The organism is Pseudomonas sp. LPH60, assembly GCF_030718165.1.
In the GTDB taxonomy this organism is placed as follows: domain Bacteria; phylum Pseudomonadota; class Gammaproteobacteria; order Pseudomonadales; family Pseudomonadaceae; genus Aquipseudomonas; species Aquipseudomonas danubii.
This window is the reverse complement of record NZ_JAVAJH010000006.1, coordinates 409,022-428,844: the sequence shown is the minus strand read 5'-3', so window position 1 is coordinate 428,844 and position 19,823 is coordinate 409,022. Positions and strand designations below refer to the sequence as shown.

Genomic DNA, 19,823 nt, shown 5'->3' with positions numbered 1-19,823 from the left:
AAATTTACTGAAACTTTATAGCGCTCCAGGCACAGATATCCGATGCTGCGCGGTTATCACTCAGCAGGCTGGTTTTTATGTCCATCGCGGCAATGCGACTTATCGGTTTTATCTTGGGTATTTTTCTGATCACCCTGGCCATCAGCATGGCTATTCCGATGATCACGTTACTGATCCATGACCGCAACGAGGAGCTGTCCGCGTTCCTCTGGTCCAGCATGATTACCTTTGTCACGGGCCTGTTGCTGGTTATGCAGCGCAGCCGCGAAGGCACTCAACTGCGGCCCCGCGACATGTACCTGCTGACCACAGGCAGTTGGCTGGTTGTGTGTATCTTTGCCGCATTGCCCATGGTGTTCATTCACCACATCAGCTACACCGATGCCTTCTTCGAAACGATGTCTGGTATCACGACCACAGGCTCGACCGTCCTTACCGGGCTGGACTCGGCCTCGCCTGGTCTGCTGATCTGGCGCTCCATGCTGCACTGGCTGGGCGGTATCGGTTTCATCGGCATGGCAGTGGCGGTGCTGCCATTGTTACGGGTCGGGGGCATGCGCTTGTTCCAGACCGAATCCTCGGACTGGTCGGAAAAGGTTGCGCCTCGCTCCCACGTCGCAGCCAAGTCGATCCTGCTGGTCTATCTGGGGCTCACCGGCTTGGCCACCCTGGCGCTGTGGATTGCCGGGATGACGCCTTTCGAAGCGGTCAATCACGCCATGTCACTGATCTCAACTGGAGGTTTTTCGACTTCCGATGCTTCGCTCGGACATTGGACTCAACCGGCCATACACTGGATCGCGGTGGTCATCATGATCCTCGGCAGCCTGCCCTTCACGCTCTATGTGGCGACGTTGCGAGGCAATCGGCGTGCACTGTTCAAGGATCATCAGGTCCGTGGCTTCCTGGGTTTCCTCATCGTCATCTCCCTGGCGGTGGGAACCTGGCTGTCCTGGCACAGCGATTACGGATGGTGGGACGCACTGCGGATTGTGGCGATCAATGTGACGTCAGTGGTCACCACCACCGGCATCGCCGTGGGTGACTACACCACGTGGGGTAGTTTTGCAGTGTTGCTGTTCTTTTACCTGACCTTTGTCGGCGGCTGCTCGGGCTCCACGGCTGGTGGTTTGAAGATTTTCCGTTTCCAGGTCGCTGCAAGTCTGCTGATCAGCAGTCTGAAGCAGTTGATTCACCCACGGGCGGTGATTCAGAAAAAGTACAACGGCCATCCCATCGACGAGGATATTGTGCGCTCGCTGCTGACGTTCTCGTTCTTCTTCACCATCACCATTGCACTACTGGCCCTGGGGCTTGGCCTGATCGGCCTGGACTGGATGACGGCATTGAGCGGCGCTGCCACCGCAGTGTGCAACGTCGGCCCCGGGGTGGGCAGCATCATCGGGCCTGCCGGCAACTTCTCATCGCTGCCTGATGCGGCGAAATGGCTGCTGACCATCGGCATGCTTCTGGGGCGCCTGGAGATCCTGACGGTGCTGGTACTGATTACCCCGGTTTTCTGGCGCTATTGAATGCTGCGGTTCCTGGCGTCCTGGCGAAGTTCAATGACAGTCCCCAGCCGCCGCGGCAACGAGCCAGCGAAAAACACACCTCAGCGAAATTCGACAGCTCATCAACAACAGCGTCGTTTGTGGCAGCTTGGCGCCGATTGAATTCGGCACTTGCGCAAATCGGTCAAACGCTCTCAGTAGAACAAATAACCTTTTTTCTGCGAATCCAAGATTCAATCCTTATCGCCTTGTTGTGTTTAATCAGCTACCCAGCGAGTTGGGTAGCTGATTCAACTTTACTGATGACAACTGGTTGTTAGAGCGGCCCCCACTCACCAACGCAAGATGGCGTCGCCACCGTCGCTGAGCGGATACTCGCTCTTGGAGTTGATGGTCACCCATACCGTCAGCCCAGTCTCACCAGATTTCATACTGGGATGCAGCCGGGCTCGCAACGAGAAGTTTTCCAGGCGACGTTCACTCTGCCCCTCCACCGAGCCTATGGCTACTGTATTACTGTATGGAACAGGGTCGGTCCATGAGAACTTTCCATTAACGCGTTGCGCCAGCGTAAAGTGAATGCGGTCCGCAACGATGGAACCGTCTGTTCGGTTTTCGACTTTCAACTCTTTGAAGTCCAAGATCACCATATTGTGATCGAACCGCGCGGTTCCGCGAGCATAGATCTTGATGGGCATCAACTCCGTTCCCGTTTCCGTCAGTTTGTCAGCCCCGTTGGAGAGTGAGAACTCACGTGGTAGTTGATCCGCCATCCGCACTATGTTCTTGTCCGGAGTTCGCGTCTCGGTACTGATAGATAAGGTAATCCATTCCATCGCTCCGATCCCTGCAACCAAGGCCGAAAAAAACAGGAACGCTGACAGTCGGCCAGTTCGCACGACCGCCGCCATACTGCGAACAAAGCCCCATGCAATGTAGAGCAGATGGAATATCAGACTAAGATTAAAAATGATCAATACAAGCACTATATGACCTGGCAACTCATTGAGTGCCTCCATGTTGTTCGGTGGTACTAAGCCCCCCTCTTCCCAAACATTCTTCAGCTGTTTTAAGACGTTTTCTGGGGCAAAAATTGCCCACAAAGAGAAGTAAAGCACCCAGCAACTGATGATCGCAGCACAGAACCTCAGTGAGTATGCAAACCGCCCACGCGCGTGAGTCCGAGCAGGTCCCAGACGTATGACCAACGAAGCCAGTCCGTAGATAAGGCCGACAAATATGAAGATCACTCCGAGGATTTTACCCAAAGACTCCAGTGCATCGAGGTCCTTAAATAGCACCATACCCAGCATAAATAGCGCGGCCGTGGAGAGACAGACACCAAGCAATGCCGATGTGATACCTGAAGCCGTACCACGTAACGCAATCCCACCTGCACTCACCGGGTACAGAAGGCTGTAGAAAAGATCGGTAAACATGGCGCCTATCAACGTCCCGCCTTGGGCAGTATCAGATGAGATATTACTGCTGATGGCGCGCTCGAGCGCTTTGATTCGCCCCAGGTCAGGACCTGTACAGTCCACAGCATGTAGCTTGCCAAGCCAGGCGATGTCGGCGGGCAGCTTGCTCAGGTCTGGCTTTCCTTCGCCATTGCCGACGATGACAGGAATGACCGGTTTGCCGAGACTGCGGGCAACTTTGAGCTCTTCATGCAAGTAATCCGGACCGCTCTTGGGTAATGATGGCTCGCACCAGCTATTCCCAACTGCGCAAATAACAACGCTACTTTGAATGACCGCAGACCTCATCTCCGCTCGCCAGTCCGTGCCACCGAGAAATCCGTCTTGATCAAGCATAATCGACCTTTGCCCGAAGCAACTTCGCAAATGCTGCTCAAGTGCGCTAACTCCAGTCGCATAATCTTTCCGTCGATAGCTGATGAAAATCGATGCCATCTGAGCCTCCCTTGCTCGGTGTATTGGGATACGCTTGTCTGGCGACTGCTGGAAACGCAGTGCATGGCATACGCACTTTAGCCATAGCAGAGTACCCAGCTTACTCAGCCGCCAATTCGTACTTCAGGATTTAGCTTTCGGGGTACTCATCTCTGCTCAGATAGGTGTTCTTGCTCCGTATTTACTTTAGTTCAGAAAAGCGAGGGCGCGGAAAGGAGTTAACGTTACGGAATCGAGCAAGCTACATAGCTTCGAACTAGACTTCGCCCACCAAAAACCTTCATTGCCAAGTACTGAGGTTCTGCGAGTGAGACACTTTGCGCATTACATTAAGCGTACTGTAGTAACCACAGGAGTGAGGAGCCAAGCCAGTGACCTCCTTTATGTAGAGCCTCAACCTGAAAGCCAAGGCTTCAGCTTGCCGAACTATCATTCCGTACCTTTGAACTCGGGCGTCGCTTTACGGGTAGGGGTTGGCGATACGATCTGGTTGTTTTCCCAGCTCAGTAGCCCTTGGGGCTCCTTACCTCCTTCGCTGGATGGCAAGATCGAGGTGGGGGAAGTATCCAAGAGCCAGGGAAAGGCCGATCGGTATAGATTCGGTGCTAGTGGCAATTCGGAGTGGTACCCGCTATTCAATGCAACCGAGCTCGTGCGCGAACTGAAGGCCATGGATGCGCAGGGCAATGTACGTCATTTGCTGAACACACCTCGCACCGCGATTGGCCAAGCATTGCAGTTTCTTCGCGAAATCGCTGATCCTGCTCTTTTGTTGAAGCATGCTGCGCGCCTGGAAGAAATGGCACCCGATTTCATCAGCTACAGGATGATGGATGGAACACGAGCAGCATTTGAACTTGCCACGCGCCTCCTGGATCATCAGCGCCCCGTTTTCTGGGATCGTTGGTCATTACCGCGTCGTCTCACCGAGCGCGATGAACACGTCGCGGCCGTTGCGCTAGACAAGCGTATCGTGGAGGCGATTGAACACGCTCGAATCGTTTGGGGCGTGCATTCCGAGCATTACGCCAAGGCGGGGTCATACTCGAAACTCGAGAAAGAGTGGGCCTCAAGGCTGGTCAAGTTCCGGCCCTACCCTCCTTGGGTCGAGGACTAAGCCTTTCCCACGTCCATCCCATTCAGATACCCTTCCAGTGCTGACGAATCGATTGCAGGGTGATGCCTTCATTTGCTTCATAGCAGCCAGTACCAGACAACCGCCGGCACGTCTGCGAGCCCGCGTGGTGCAGAGCGACGACCTCCCACTCCCTGTTGAACACCGGGCTGCCGGAGCTGCCAGGATCGGTGGGCGTTCGGTAGTGCATCAGTCGTTCGTTTTCGCAGACATCGAGGAGGACGCTGTCCTGGAGCGAGAACTGCAATTCCCCGGCGCGCGGATGACCGACAACAAATGCCTTGGTCCGCGGCGAGGGCCAGGGAATGGTTGCCGCCACGGGAAGGCCATCTGCGCTGACCGGTGTTCGGTTCAAACGGCAGACGGTCACGTCCAGCTTGCCTGGCGCCTCGGCTACGTTGCCGAGTTGCCCCGGTTCCGAACTGAACAGAATCTCTTGCACTAGGCAAGGCAGCATGCCGCTGTCTGCCTCGGTCTCGAAGGTAACGCGCGCGTCTGCGCTGTTTATCGCTTTGGGCAAGTTATCGCTGATGACGTGTGCATTGGTGACGAACAGCAGGCCCTCATGGCCAAACGTTGACCCCTGTACCAGGAAACCGGTGCCCATACGCACACCTTTGTCGTTCATCACGCAGCCGATGTTTGGCGCGAGAGCTAGCATCCTGCGGATATCCCCCACAGTGAACGACTTCTCTCCGCAGAAGTTTTTCTCCAGCTCCTCGGGGTTTTGCTGAAGCCACTGCATTTGACGGGCATCCACAGACCAGCGTCGCTGGGTGCGCAACACATGACCTTCAAAGATTCTGGCTAGGCGGCCTGCGCACGTAGAGTCATCCAGTGGTGTTCCATTCCAGATTTCGCGCACCTGGCGGAAATAGCTCTCCATCTCAAACGGCCCACACTTAGGGTGCGCCAGGAACCGATAGAGCCACAGCTCGGCCCAGTCGCACCAGTTCTCGTCCGGTAGAAAGCGGTTTAACGCAAGACATGCCTCGGAAGCAGTCGCAAGCGCCCAGGGATCGGCAGGCTTGGTTCGGATCGCCACGGATGCCTGTTTCAGGACATCGTGAGCCAGGTCAATCAACGCCTCGACCTGCTGCGCTATCCGTTCGTGCAGGCAGACGCGCAGCGCCAGCACGTTGACATCGAGAAAGAAGTTCGGCTCTGCATGCTGCTTCTTCTGGTAGTAGGCGATTGATTCGTCGAGCACATTCACGTTGTCGGTCAGCACAAACCGTTGCTTGCGGATACGTCCGCGCAAAGCGTTGTAGTCCTTGTCCTGGGCTTTGTATTCGAGATCCTTTGGGTGCTTGCTTGCCATTTGGTCGACTTCGTCGAGCAATTCGTCGGCCCCCTCCAGAGCCCCGAGTTCCACTTTGGCCTGGGCAAGTAGGCGCTGGATGACAGCGTCGCAGCCATGTGTGTCGTGCCAGGCGACACCGATCTCATGCACGTGTTCGAAATGGCGGTGCCTGCGCAGCAGGTCCATGGCGTCACGGATGCTCTTCGGAGAGGTCCGCTGGCTGCCAAGCACCTCGTCCGTGAGGAAATGCACAGCTTGCGTCAGTAACTGCAACGGAGGGTTTGGATACTCGCCGCGTTTCAGTGCGTTCGCGAGCTCGCTGACTGACAGGAGCGGCATCAACGCGGTACCTCGAGGGCCTGCGCCAGCAACGTGCGGAACTGTCTGCCAGCGAAGTAGTGAGTGATGGTGTGGCGCCAACTGCCCCAATTGCTCTCACACACGTCCTCCACCTTGCGCCCCGCCGTGGGATGGTAGTCGTTCATTTTCGGGTCCATACCACAGACAGGGTCGAGAGGGTCATAGACGTTGATCCAGCGACCGAGTGCTGGCGGAAAGTCGATGGGCGGCATGCGTTCGGCTCGTAGTTGTTCCTGTACCTCGGTGATGCCCAATGGCGAACCCAAGGTAAACAGTACCTCCACCGGTGGGCAATCCTTACAGTTGCGTAGTACGTCATACGCGATCATCGTGCCCATGCTGTGGGTCACCAGAACCAGGTTATGCGCCCGCTTCGCGGCTTCTTTCAGGTCATCGATCAGGCGCTTGCGCAGCTCCGCCCGCACCTTGAAGGTCACGCCATCGACCGGCCGGACATACTCCTTGTCGAACAGGAAATAATAGGCCTCCATCGCCGCCTTTTTGATGACCGCCTCTTTCACAGGCTTCGGCAGCCAGGACACTATCTCGAGTTGTGCAGCTTGCTGTGCAACGGACAGAGTCATGAGGTCAGGCGGTTCGCCAGGGCACGGTACTTCGCGCATTTTGCGCTCCACCTCTGCGAGGAATCTCGCCTCTTTTTCGTTGACCGGTGTTGGGATGGCAAGCTCACCGGCCACCTGCTCCACATTCTCCTGATCGGCGATGGCATCGTTCTCCGATTCGTAGAACGCGTCGAGATCCGTTTCGTAGTCGGTGCCGTAGAAAACGTCGGCGTAGTAGTTGAAGAGACTCGGCACTCCCAGGATATCGAGATCGATCCCTGGGTTGCCCCCGTCAAAAGGTGCAGGCGTGTCCCCTCGCTCCAGCCCCCAACGCCAGATCTGCGCGAGTTTTTCTGGTGAAGGTTTCTTTGCCAGCCCGTGCACAAAGACGACAGCATATTTCCTCATGCCTCTTACTCCCTGCTAGCGTCCTGGAAAAGCGTCTGGGCGTCGCCGCAGAACGAACAAGGAACTGGCCTGCCGTCTTTGATGGCATTGGCCTTGGCGCGGGCATGATTCATATCGGCCTTGTAGAAGCGTACAAGCTTGCCGTTACTGCGCCCTTCCTCTAGTTCATCGCGGGCTATTGCACCGCCGCCGATGGCGATCATCACGTCGCTGGCGTTCACTATGGCTTGTGAGGTGGAGGATAGATGCTCGTTGGCCTGCTTTCCGCCCCAAGTATCGTCGTCCACCACGAACACGCACTCGCAATCCCTGGAAAAGTGCACTCCCTCGGCCCGTGCCCGCGACGATACGATGCCCACGGTGCGGAACCCCTCGCGTAGCGCCAGCGGATAAACCATGCCGATGCCTTCTGTGGTGGCGCCGGAGCAGACGATAGTGTGCCTCGGATCGAGGGTCTTGAGTTCCGCCAAGAGCACCTCCCGGGCTTGAGACTCATCCTCGTAACCCGCGTCTGAAAAGCCCAGAAAGGTCACCACATACCTCCCCCCGAGAGCGCGGATACCGTCGACAGCTGCTTGTGCGTCCATGGAATGGATCTCGTGGCAGGGAAACCAGGGCCCGTCGATGATCGCGCCTGACAGGTCGCCAAGTGCACCGGGGACCGATAGATCAAATGACGTAAGCACCAAACCCAGGGTTCTGCAACTTAACTAGCATGTCCTATCTGAGGTTCGAAACAGCAAAGCTGGGGCGTTTACCTAGCGTTTGAAGTCTTCTTCATAGTAGGCGAACTCGAATTCAACGGCTGACAGCGCTGAGTGGCCGTGTGACGACTGCCCCAGTTGACCTCGAATTGCTACGCAGCGAAAGTTCTCAACCCCACCGTGCTTGAAATGTTTGGGAGTGCGGTCCGGCTTAAATTTATACATGTCGATTTCTACACTCAGGGACCTGCGAGAAACATAACGGTCACCCACCAGTACCCAATCCACATTGGGGTCAAGGTCCTGGGGTTGGATTGTCCTGGCCTTGAGCTCGCTGGAGCCAGAATGTGAGCCAGCGGGATGATAGGTTACAAGCTCGTCAAGCCAACTATCTTCAGGATTGTGAGGGGCGTAAGTAGGCTTCTGACCAAGAAGTGTTAATCCGTTAAGCACCCCGATTCCCCAATGGCTGGTAATGCCTGTTAGTTCCCAGCCGTCCATATTCGCCGCTTGTGGCGCCTGACCACTGATCTTCTTGCCAATAACCGTATTGCTCACTCCCGAACTTGTGGAGTTTGTAACGGTAATCTGGCTCAAAAGATCTGATGTCCATGCTTCTACACGGTCGATTCTGTCGATTGGCGACGACGTCAGGTTTAGAAAGTTCAGCTTCTCATCCACCCAATAGGGACCGTGGACATAGGTGCGCATCGAAGCGTCCACACAAGGAAGGTCCAGTTCATGGCCGGGCCGAAAGTTGTCCAGGAGAAATGTGGGCAAGTAGATCTTCAAGAACTCCTGATACCAGTGGTTGAACAGGCGGCGCTTGGCGGCTTCGGCCATTTGCGGGTAGATGTTGTCCACTGTACTGCGTGTACTGACAAATACGATCGAATCGCCTGAGACCTCGTCCCTGATCGTGCGTGTTTGATCGCGAACGATGCCGCCAGAGCCATGCTGATGATCGGAAATTTTTGATCGGCGCCAAGTTTTGACGGCAGACATGGCTCTAACAAAGAATGCCTTATATTCATTTATTGTCTCGTCAAGTTCCTCAGCCCGTTGCGGGTCCGTTTCGCCATACAGATCGCGGCCATAGAGCACGCGCTCACGCAGGATTGTCAGGTGGGCGTATGAGAATGTGATGGTTACCGGCAATAGATGGATCATGTTGGATGAACGTGTCAGGCACTGGTGCAATCGAGTGGCCGACTCCAGGCAGGCGGCCAAGTGTGCCGCTTTTTCGGCTAGAGCTCTTTCGGATGCATAGCGATTGAGCGAGATTCTTAGGGCATCGACTTCGTGTTGATAGGTCTCGAATTCCTTGCGCAAGACCGCGCTATCAACCAGCTCGATAACTTTTTGCTTGATCTCGTCCCAGATGTCCGTACTTGAGGGGCGCCAGAAAATATCGACCAGACTTTTGACGAAGAACCCAACGCCAGGCGTCTTTGCCACCAAGTTTAAAGAGATAGTGCGCATTGCGTTATTCCAGTCCAAGGGAGCTGCACCTAGCAACGAGGTGGACTGAACTTGAGAGGTCAAATTGTCGTTCATGGGTAATAAGTCCCTAGGGATGAAGATCCTTGAAAGACGGCTGTTAGCCATCTTTTTTCAGTAAAGCACACCTTGGAGTTGCTCGTGCAAACGGTAAATCAGAAAATACTAGTAGGTGCTTATTCCCATGTTCAAACTATTAAGCCTAAACACTTTCAACAAGCACAACTGTTTCTGGCGCCTCGGCGCCGCTTGCATTCAGCACTTGCGCAAACCTGTAAAATGCTCTGAAAAGACCAAATAAAGAATCTTGTTTCTACCTCCTTATTCATCTAACCGGCATCCGCGAGCAACGGACTTATGATCATCCATCACAGTCCATCCATGCCCCACTTTCCCTCTTCCACCGCCAACCGCTCCAACAATCGACAATACTCCCCAAAGATCGCCTCCCCCTGCGCCGCCGCCAGGCGATCAGTCGCCAGATCCCAATGGATCAACAAGGCCCCTGGCGTCTCGATGCTCAGATTGTCCAGCGCCACGCCGTGGGTGCGGCTTGCACTGTCAACCAGGGTCACGCCTTCGGGCAGGTCCAGTGGTCCTTGTGGGTTGAGTCGGGTAAACACCACCGGGAAATCCAGGGTGCGTGGGTGCTGCTTGTCCGTTGCAACCTTGCGCAGTGCCTGCAAGCCGCTGATGGCGCTGTGTTGTTGATCCTCGGTGAAGATCCGATCGCAACGGCGGGCTTGTTCGATGAACGTCAGGGCTTGGCTGTTGAAGTCGATCCAGCTCAAGGTGGTGAAGTCGCCGACCAGTGCGTCGATCTGTGGGTGGACGGGGGGGCGTTTCCAGCCTGGGGCCACCAGGGTGAAGGCTGGCAGTGCGCAGTGTTTTGCCAGGCAAAAGGCATAGACGCTGATCAGTAAGGCATCGGCGCTGATGCCCGCATGTTCGATGCGTTTGCGCAGCAGTGGCCAGCAGTCGAGGCGATGCTCGTATTTCAGGTACAGGCCGTTGACGTCGCGGTTGGCCTCGAGTTGCGGTCCCTGAGGCAGGCGGCGGAATTTTTCCTGCCAGTAAAGCGCGGCGTCTTGCGCCGCTGGGCTGCGTTTGTGCTGTCCGAGTGCTGCGATGTAATCCGCGAAGTGGATGGTCAGCGCGGGCAGTGTTGCGCCCTGGTAGAGCTTGAGCAGTTGCCGGATCAACAGGTCTCGGCTGGGCAGGTCGACAAGCAGCAGGTCAACGGCCAGATGCACCAGGCTCTGACCTGCGTCGGCGCTGCTGACCTTGAGCACGGCATAGGGCCAGTCACCCAGTGCAGTCACCCGGCCGAGCAGCTCTTCGGCGACTTGGGCGGGGCTGACACCCTGCCCCAGCGTTTCCAGTTGCCCTCCTGGCGGGCTTTGCATGATCTGTTGGGTGCCGTTGGCCAGAACCCGCGTGCGCAGCAGCGGATGGTGAGCCTGCAATTGCTGCCAGGCCCGGGCCAGTCGAGCAACATCCAGGGCTGGGATGCTCAAGGCCAGGTAGAGCTGTGAACCGCCCTGTCCTGGGTGCAGCGAGCGGCTGAAGGCGTATGCCTGCTGTTGATCCGTCAGTGCAAAGGGCTGGGTTGGCTCCGCGCTGGAGGCCAGCTGAACAGGCGCCACAGGGAGCAGATCGGCGGAGTTCAATGCCTGCCAGTGATCGTCAGCGTCCGCCAACCGGCACAGCAGCTGGCAATAGTCGGTAAACAGCTGCTCGATCAGACCGTCGGGATAGCAGTCGATGGCCACGTCCCAGCTCAGGCTCAGTGCGCCGCCACGCTCGCGCAGTTGGTGATCAAGGTTGATCTGTGGGGTTTGGGTCACACAGTAGTGCTGGGCATCGCCGAAGCTCGGGGCAGCATCGAGCACCGGGTTGTTGAGCATCGAGGTGAAGACCACCTCGCCGCCTTTGAAAGATTGCGATGGCTCGCCACGTCGACGGATTTCCCGCAGCGCCGCGACGCCGCCGACGCTGGCATGGTCAAGGTCCTCCAGCAACTGGCGCTGCACCCCTTGAACCCATTCCCCCAGGCTTTGTTCCCGGGCTGCGGCAAAGGCAAAGAACTGGGTCGAGATCAGGGGGCCAACCAGACGCTCAATGTCCGGGTGCAGGGGCAACCGGCCATAGCTGGTGGTGATCAAGGAGAACGCCTGGCCGGCATTGGCCCGTTGCAGGATCAGGCCAAACAGGCTGAGCAGCAGTGCCGTGCCTGAAACCTGCAGGGCCGTCCCCCGCTCTTTCAGGCGCTGCCAGCGGCTCGGCTCCAGGGTCGAGGTCAGCCGTTGGCGCTGGCGGCCGGCCGGGCGCGGTGCCTTGGGCAAGTACAGGCCCGGCGGCGCCGCCGCCAGTTTGTCGAGCCAGTACTGCAGGTCGCGCCGGTAGCGCGGTGAGTCTTTGCAAGACTCCAGCGCCCGTTGATAGTCACGCAACGACACCCCCTGATCCGCCAGCGTGGCATCAGGCTCCCGGTACCACATCAACCACTGCTGCAGCAGCACCTCCAGGGACGTGGCATCGACAATCCACTCGTCGATGCTCAAGTGCACCCGGCTGTGTTGTCGATCCAGCAGCGACACGGCGACTTCAAAGAGCCTGTCGTCGCCGGCCAGATACACCTTGTGCGACATCGATCCGCGCAGCGCCGCCAGGGAACGTTCGCGGTCCAGGGGATCGCAGCGGCGCAGGTCACGGATGTTGAAGCCATAAGGCTTGGCTTCGCCGACCTGTTGCCGGCCGTCATCCAGCACCCGGAGCCGCAGCGCATCGTGCTGCAGCAACAGCCGATTCCACGCCTGATTGAGCCGGTAGACATCCAGTTCCGGCCAGTCGAATTCCAGGTAGATATGGCAACCGACCCGTTCAGACTCAGCCAGCAGCGTGCGTCCCGAGAGGAACGATTGCTGGATGTCGTTGAGCGCAAAAGGTTGATGGGCAGCGTCGGGGGCCGGCTGCAATACCGGTCCGGCTTGAGCATCCGCATGAGGTTCGCGGGCCGCCAGAGTGGCTTCGACCTCGGCGAGACTCAAGTACGGGCTCAGTTGTGCCAGGCAGAGCGACACCTGCAGTTGCTGTTCCAGCCTGGCCTTGAGGCCCACCGCGCCCAGGGAGTTGAGGCCCAGGCTGGCCAGGCTCCGTGACTCGCAACCTGCCAGGCTCTGCGGATCACACCCCAGCACTTGGGCCAGGACCTGGCGCAAGCTGTTCGCTGGCGGCGCGGTGCCGGGGTCAGCCGGCTGATGGGGGGCAATCCGTCGCGGCGCCAACCAATGGCGCTGTCGGGCAAAGGGATAGCCCGGAAGGCCAATGCGCCGGGGCTGCCCCTGGCGCGCCAGACTGTGCCAATCCAGCGTCCCCCCCTGTCGCCAGTATTCGGCCAATGCCGGCCAGTCCGGTTGCGTCAGTGCCTGGGCCAGTGCGCCGTCAACAGCGCTCGCCGGTTCGTCAACCTGCACCAGGTCGTCGCGCAAACCTTGGGCCAGCTCAGAAAGCTGCTGTTGCAGAGCTGCGACGCTGTCCACCAGGCAGGTCCAGCGGCAAGCCATTGCTGTGCGCCCCACTTGCAAGGTGTAGGCGATGTCGGCCAGGCACACTGGCGCCAGCTGATCGATAGCCTGACTCAAGCGCCCCGCCTGCTCCCGCAGCCGTTGTGCATCTTGTGCCGACAACAGGATCAGTTGCAGCCCAGTCACCGCAGGCGTCTGTCGGGGCTGGGCGATAAACTCTTCCACCACCAGATGGGCGCTGACGCCGCCAAAGCCATAGCTGTTGATGCTGGCCCGGCGTGGCAATGCCTGCCCCTGCCCGTCCTTGAGGGCCGGCCATGGCCGGTTCTCGGGAGCAAGGGACAGTTGCTGCGGGTCGAGCCTGATGGCCGGGCCCAGTTGCTGCAACCCCGGGATTCCCGGCAGATAGCGCTGTTGCACGGCATCGATCACCTTGAACAAGGCCGCCATGCCAGAGGCCAGCTCGCAATGCCCGATCAGCGGTTTCAAGGTACTGATGTTCCAGGGCGTGCCGGCTTGCTCGCCAGCACTTAGTTGACGGCGTGCCGCCTGGATCGCGTCGACCTCGATGGCATCGCCCATCGCCGAGCCGGTGCCATGGGCCTCCACATAGCTGACGCTGTCGGGCGTCACCCCGGCGCTGCGGTAAGCGGCAACCATTGCCGCTTGCAGGCCGTCGTGATCGGGGGCGGTCAGCGAAAGCCCGCGCCCACCATGGCCGACTCCGCTGCCCTTGATCTGCAGATGAATCCGGTCACCGTCACGCAGGGCATCGGCCAGTGGCTTGAGCAACAACACGCCCACGCCCTCGGACCGCACATAACCATCGGCCCCGGCCTGGAATGAGCGGGTTTGCGCCTGTTCGCTGAGAAATCCCATCTGCCGGTAGCCGGCCGTTTCATCAGGCGACAGCAGCAGGTTGACCGCGCCCACCAGCGCCTGTCGGCACTCGCCGGCCCGGATCGCCTGCATGGCCCGATGCAGCGCCACCAGCACCGACGAGCAGGCAGTGTTGCAATATTCGCTGGGCCCGCGCAGGTCGAGAAACCAGGAAATCCGGTTGGCATACATGCACGGCGAAGACGACGTCAGCAGAAACGGGCTGGTGCCGGGCAGCTCGACGACCTCGCGGTACTCGCTCGGCGCTGCTGCGACAAATACCCCCGTGGGGTGGCGGGCAAAGTCAGGCGCCGCGATGGCGGCATCCTCCAGCGCCAGCCAGGCATGCTGCAACAGCAAGCGCTGCTGCGGGTCCATCAGCGCCGCTTCTGCCGCCGAGACGGCGAAAAAACCATGATCGAAACACTCGATCCCATCGATGTAGCCCGCCACCGGTCCGGCCATGGCGCGCTCGCCGGGCACCGGGCGGATCTGCCCGAGGCTATTGCGAATCGCCCCCCAGAACCCCTGCAGCTCTCCACCGGGGAATACCCCGCTGATGCCGATCACCGCAAAGTCAGGGTCCAGGCCGGCGGGCGTTGGCGGCGCGGTTTCGCCTGGGGCTGCTTGAGTGTCGATGGGCGACGGCCCCTGGGGGGCGCGGCGTTCTTGCAGCGCGGCGATGATTGTTTCCACGTTGTTGTGGCGAAAGAAGAAGCTGGGCTCCAGGGGCAGTCCCAAGGTCATGCCCAACTGTTCACTGAGCCCTAGCAGGTCGGCTGAGTCCAGCCCCAGTTCCATCAGGCTGTGGCGCGGCGACACCCGGCTGTCCCGGGCGTGCCCCAGGCAATGATTGATGCTCTGGCGCACGGCGTCGTCGATGGCGATGGTTGGCTGAGCGACCATGGCGGTGAGCGCTGCAGCCTTCTGGGGCTGACGGCGCGCCAGGTCGTAGCGCACCAGAACCCCATGCCCGCCATTGTCGGCATCGGCGGGACGATACCCGGCCACCAGGCGCTCGATACCGGCACCGTGCAACTCGTGGAAACGCAGCACCGGGTCCAGCAGCTCGCCGCGCGCGTCACGGCTGTGGATGTAGTCCGCCAGGGCCAGATGGCGGTACTTGGGATAGTCCTTGCAGCGAGTCACGCCGACCACGGTGTCGACGCCATGGCGCAGGGTGCAATATTGCAGCATGAACTCCAGCAACTGATCGCCATAGCCGCTGTACTGATGCGCCGGGAGAATGTTCAGGCTCTGGATCTGGACGGTGCTGCCCTTGCCGTGAAACAGCTGGTCGACGCTGGCGAAATCCACCGTGAACAAGCCGTCGCTATGGGCGATGCGCTGGGAATAGATCACCCCCACCAACTCGCCCCTGAACTCCAATGCCAGTTGCCCGGCGGGGTCCTGGCTCAAGCGGCGCCGGAGGATGGCTTCATCGACCCGGCCGCCTTCGGGCCAGCAGGCGTGTTCGAGGGTCAGCAGCGCGGGCATGTCCGCGAGCGTCACGTGGCGCACCTGATAATCACGCGCCCTGTAGCAGCCACTGCTGGCCACGCAATCGACGCCGCCCTGGAGCTGCGTGTGCAGCATGCCCGGATCGGCAAACAACCCGGCCCCTGCCAGGGCCATCAGGTACTGCGCCGCCTCAACCGGGTAGTAACAGGCAAAGTGATCCGCCACTGGCCCGTCCGGGCGCCAGTGACGTTCGCTGAGCACCAGCGGTTGATCGCCGATCAACGCGGCCAGTGCTTTGGCCGAATGCTGCAGGCTGCCCAGCACCGCGGCGCCCGGCACCGCCGAGCCGTCGAAACCCAGGTAGAAGCGCTGCGCAGGCACTGGCAGCTGTGGCGTCGAGAGCGCTTCCAGCGGTTGCAGATTCTGCTGGCCGATAGCCAGCCACATCACCCGATCAGTGGCCGCGACACCCGCGTCGCGCAGACGCTGGCGCAGGGACTGCGGGTCGCCCGCCAACCCGTCCTCCAGCACCAGCCAGCGCAGCGGCTGGCTGTCCAGCACCTGGCCCCGGGCGCTGTGTTGTCGCAACCATTGCCACAGCTCACTCAAACAAACCCCGGGATGGCGGCCGAAGCCGATTATCCAGTCCGGCTGCGAGGACAAAGGCTGCGCATCGAAGATCTCGCCCAGCAGCCGCTCAAGCGCCGGCCGATCCCCCGGCCAGAGCTGCAGCTCCCCTGCCCCCTTGAGCCATTGCAACACCTCTGCCCATGGCTGGCCCTGACTGAACAGCAAGTCTTCGAGGATCGCCGGCAGGCTGGCGTAGTAAGCCAGGAAAGGCTCGCTCAGCCGCTCTGCCAGGCAGGCTTGATGCTGCGGGTTCAGCACCAGGTGCCGCTCCTGGCGGCGAATCCACTGTTGGCGGCGCAGAAAGTCACTCAACAGGCGAATACCATCGGGGTCGACCGGCTCATGGTCGATGCGCCGCAGATCAACCCGTCCGCTGTCGAGGTCAATCGCCCCGTGCAGTTGCAAGCGGCGTAACAGCACCAGCGACAGCAACTGGTTCAGCCCATGAACAAACCCGGGACAGTGCAGATTCCAGTCCAGCGCCGACAGCGCCAGCCAACGCCGCAGGCACGGCAGGTCATCCCCATGTGGCAATCGCTGCGGCGCCAACCAGGAAAACAGTTCGATCACCTGCGCGGGCAGCGCGCCGATAGCCGAGGCCCGGCCATTGAAGAAATACTGCTCGGCACTGGGCTGGCTCAACCAGCCAAACGCTTTCAGGCCATCAAAGGTCACCCGCAGCGGCCCGGGATTGACCGCAGCCGCGGCGACAAAAGGCGCAAAGTCGAACGGCTGGTTGATGGCCTGGCGCGAGATCAACTGCCGGCTTTCCAGGCTCAGCACACTGGCGATGACAAACAACTGATCGGTGAAACTGGCGTTCATAGTCCTTTCCATGACAAGGCGTCCATTGGCGAGTGCTGTCACGAAAAGGCGGCGGTGTTTTGCACGCTCTTGACCAGTTTGGTCAACACCTCGCCCGGCCCGAGCTCCTCGCATTCGAAGGTCCCTTGGCGCATCAGGTACTGCACGGTGTCGAGCCAGCGCACCGAGCCGCAGATTTGCCGGGTCAGGTTGGCCACCAGGTCCTGGTCCCGATACGGCGCGGCGTTGATGTTGGCGATCACCGGGGTGTGCAGCGGCGAATAGTCGAACGTCGCGAGGTAATCGCCAAAGGCGCCCATTGCGCTGTGCATGTAGCGGGAGTGGAACGGCGCGCTGACCGGCAGTACCACAAAGGTAATATCCAGCGCCTGGAAGATTTCCCGCGCATGGCTGAGTGCCTCGACGGGCCCGGCCAGTACCACCTGGGACGCCGAGTTGTAGTTGGCGACGTCCAGAGCGCCGAGGCCGTGCTGCACCAGCAGCGAATTGACCTCCTCAGGGCTGCAGCCAATCACCGCCGCCATGCCGCCGCCGCTGGCAAGTGCCATCAGTTCGCCGCGTTTTTTCACCAGCTTCAACCCGGTTTCGAAAGAGAAAGCCCCCGCGGCAAACAGCGCGCAGTATTCCCCCAGGCTGTGACCGGCGAGAAAGTCGGCTTTGCGCGGGTCGGCCTGCTGTTTGGCCAGGAACGCCAGGGCACTGACGGTGTAGAGCGCCGGTTGCGTGAAGCGGGTGTTGGACAGTTGTTGCTCGGGGTCTTCCAGGCACAGGGTTTTCAGCGAATAGCCCAGAATGCGGTCCGCTTGCGCCACCTGTTCGGGGAACTGCTCGAACAGCTCGGCGCCCATGCCCAGCCGCTGGGAGCCCTGCCCAGGAAACACATAGACCCGCTTGGGCCCGGACGCCAATGGCGCCGAGGGACGCTGTACCAGGCGGCTCGGCTGCTGCACCTCCAAGACCGCCTGCGCGGCTGCCTGTAGCGGCGCCGCAACCGGACTCGGCTGGGGGGCCACCACTGGCGGCACTGGCACGGCTATCGCCTCGGCCTTGGCCGGCAGCGGCTGCAAGGCCCGGCCCAGGCTCAGCACCTCGTCGAATTTTTCCAGATCGCGCCCGAACGGGCTCAGCACCGCGTGGATCGTCGGCAAGGCGCGGTCACGAATATTCTGCTTGATCAGGTTGGCCAGTGTGCCGCTGGGGCCGAGGTCAAGGTAGATCATCGATTGGCCACGCTCGGCGGCCTCAGCCTCGATCCGTTGCAGTGTCTGGGAAAAGCGGATCGGCTGGCGGATGCTCTGCCAGTAGTGGTCGCGGTCCAACACCTGCAAGGTCTGGGTGTTCAGGCAGGAAATCACCGGGATCTGTGCCGGCTGCAGGCGAATCTGGCTCAACAGCGCCTCGACTGGCGGCTTGAGCACATCGATATGACGCGAATGAAAGGCCTGATTCACCGGCAGACGCTGGAACACGATGTCCTGCGCATTGAGCTGGCGCTCGGCTTCGGCGACGCGGCTGGACGGGCCGGCCACGACAATCAGCGACGGCGCATTGTAAGCCGCGATGTCACAGTGTTCGTGCAGCACCGGCATCTGCTGGTACAGCGCCTGCGAGGCCAGGATCGCCAGCATCGCGCCCTCTCCGCTCGGCGCCTGGTGTTGATGAAACAGTTGCCCCTGGCGCACCACCAGGCGAATCGCCTCAGGCAGCGTCATCACCCCGGCCAGCGCCGCGGCGGCCAGTTCGCCAAGGCTGGCGCCCAGCAGGTAATCGGGGGTGATCCCATGTTCGATCAGGGTCTTGCCCAGGGCGTACTCGATCATGAAGATCGCCGGGTGACTCAGGCGAATGTCATTGAACACCTGCGAGCGCGGGTTGTTGTCGTGGTAGATCCCGGCGATCACCGACTGGCCCAGTTCGGTGCGAATCAGCGTATCGAGCTCGTTCATCCAGCGTTGGAACACGGCATTGTTCTGATAGAGCTCGCGGCCCATCTGATAGAACTGGCAACCCTGGCCAGGAAACATGAACACCACGCAAGACGTCTGTCCCTGAAAAAGATACGGCATAAATTTCGTCCTGAAATGGATGGCTGAGGTGACGGCTCGCAGTATAGGAGCCGATCTGAAAGGGCCTGCGACATCGACAAAAAAATCTTCCGGGGCCAGGCCTTGCGCCCGCTATGCTCCTCGAGCATCCCCATTTGGGTTTTCTTACACGGAGGTAGACATGACGACACCAGCACCCGAAACCGTATCGCCGATCAGTCAGTGGTACGACATGATGACCCGGATGTTCCCCGACCAACGCCTGACCTTCCTCAACTACGGCTACCTGGCCCAAGACAGCGACTTCGACTGGATCAACGACGCAGACCTTGAGCAAAAATGTTCGGTCAACCTGATTCGCACGCTGTTGGGCGATAGCGACCTGCGCGGCAAGAAGGTCCTTGAAATCGGCTCGGGCCGGGGCGGCAATTGCTCCTACCTTGCCCGCTACACCGGCGCGGCGTCGGTAACCGGCCTGGACTTCTGCCCGGCCCATATCGAGCTGTGCAACCGGGTGCACGCTTTGCCCGGGCTGAGCTTCGTCGGTGGCGACGCGATGGCCCTGCCGTTTGCCGATAACGAATTCGACGTCGTGATCAACATCGAGTCGTCCCATTGCTACCCCGACCTCAACACCTTTGGTGCAGAGGTGCAGCGGGTGTTGAAGCAGGACGGGCGCTTTTTTTATGCCGACACCATGAAAGGCGACAACACCAGCGCCCTGTCCGAGCCTGACAGCATCGGCGTCGACTTCTTCAGCAACGTGCTGGCCCAGCACCAGGCCATGATTGAGCACGCCCGTTTCAAGGTGGAAGAACACCGTGACATTTCCGACGGCGTGATCAGGGCCTTCGAAAGCCAGGACGGCCACCTCAAGCACCTGCTCAGAAGCCTGGTAGAGGAGAAAAAGCAGCAGCGTGAGCCGCTGCCGCCCGAGGTCTGGCACGCGTTCGATACCCTGTTCCACTTCTTCGACGACAGCGGCATCAAGGCTTATAAAAACGGCCATCTGGCGTACAAGTACTGGCGTTTGCAAAAGGCCGCCTGAACCCTTGC

10 protein-coding genes are annotated in these 19,823 nt (G+C 59.8%); 3 read left to right on the top strand and 7 right to left on the bottom strand.

The genetic code is table 11. The annotated features are described in order from the left end of the window. The first annotated feature begins 77 nt into the window (after positions 1–77). A complete protein-coding gene (locus tag Q8O96_RS22935; RefSeq protein WP_207167935.1) occupies positions 78–1,532 on the top strand; it encodes a TrkH family potassium uptake protein in 1,455 nt (484 codons plus the stop codon). A gap of 311 nt (positions 1,533–1,843) precedes the next feature. Here Q8O96_RS22935 and Q8O96_RS22930 read toward each other — a convergent pair whose 3' ends face one another. Then, positions 1,844–3,427, bottom strand: a complete 1,584-nt coding sequence (locus Q8O96_RS22930) for a toll/interleukin-1 receptor domain-containing protein (RefSeq protein ID WP_305949459.1) — start codon at positions 3,425–3,427, stop codon at positions 1,844–1,846. A gap of 652 nt (positions 3,428–4,079) precedes the next feature. On the opposite strand from Q8O96_RS22930, the gene Q8O96_RS22925 reads away from it, so the two are divergent. Continuing rightward, positions 4,080–4,544 (top strand): hypothetical protein, encoded by a 465-nt coding sequence (locus Q8O96_RS22925; protein ID WP_146036439.1) that lies wholly within the window; start codon positions 4,080–4,082, stop codon positions 4,542–4,544. A gap of 22 nt (positions 4,545–4,566) precedes the next feature. Here the strand turns inward: Q8O96_RS22925 and Q8O96_RS22920 are convergent, their stop codons facing one another. The 6 genes from Q8O96_RS22920 to fabD all read right to left on the bottom strand — a co-directional run bounded on the left by Q8O96_RS22920 (position 4,567) and on the right by fabD (position 18,788). Then, on the bottom strand, positions 4,567–6,204 hold the full coding sequence (locus tag Q8O96_RS22920; protein WP_305949458.1) for a serine protease: 1,638 nt from the start codon (positions 6,202–6,204) through the stop codon (positions 4,567–4,569). Then, positions 6,204–7,196, bottom strand: a complete 993-nt coding sequence (locus tag Q8O96_RS22915) for a hypothetical protein (RefSeq protein ID WP_102865039.1) — start codon at positions 7,194–7,196, stop codon at positions 6,204–6,206. Before Q8O96_RS22915 ends, Q8O96_RS22920 begins: the two co-directional genes overlap by 1 nt. Positions 7,197–7,201: 5 nt before the next feature. Continuing rightward, positions 7,202–7,783, bottom strand: a complete 582-nt coding sequence (locus tag Q8O96_RS22910; RefSeq protein ID WP_102865040.1) for a hypothetical protein — start codon at positions 7,781–7,783, stop codon at positions 7,202–7,204. A 171-nt stretch (positions 7,784–7,954) separates the two neighbouring features. Further along, positions 7,955–9,457, bottom strand: a complete 1,503-nt coding sequence (locus Q8O96_RS22905; protein WP_305949457.1) for a hypothetical protein — start codon at positions 9,455–9,457, stop codon at positions 7,955–7,957. 311 nt (positions 9,458–9,768) lie between these two features. Next, positions 9,769–16,734, bottom strand: coding sequence for a beta-ketoacyl synthase N-terminal-like domain-containing protein (locus tag Q8O96_RS22900; RefSeq protein WP_305949456.1), 6,966 nt, complete (start codon positions 16,732–16,734; stop codon positions 9,769–9,771). Positions 16,735–16,760: 26 nt separating this feature from the next. Further along, positions 16,761–18,788 carry an ACP S-malonyltransferase gene (gene fabD, locus Q8O96_RS22895; protein WP_102865043.1) on the bottom strand — a complete coding sequence of 676 codons (2,028 nt, stop codon included), beginning with the start codon at positions 18,786–18,788 and terminating at the stop codon, positions 16,761–16,763. Between the two features lie 160 nt (positions 18,789–18,948). Between fabD and Q8O96_RS22890 the strand changes: the two genes are divergently transcribed. After that, positions 18,949–19,815 carry a class I SAM-dependent methyltransferase gene (locus tag Q8O96_RS22890; RefSeq protein WP_102865044.1) on the top strand — a complete coding sequence of 289 codons (867 nt, stop codon included), beginning with the start codon at positions 18,949–18,951 and terminating at the stop codon, positions 19,813–19,815. The last annotated feature ends 8 nt before the right edge of the window (positions 19,816–19,823 follow it).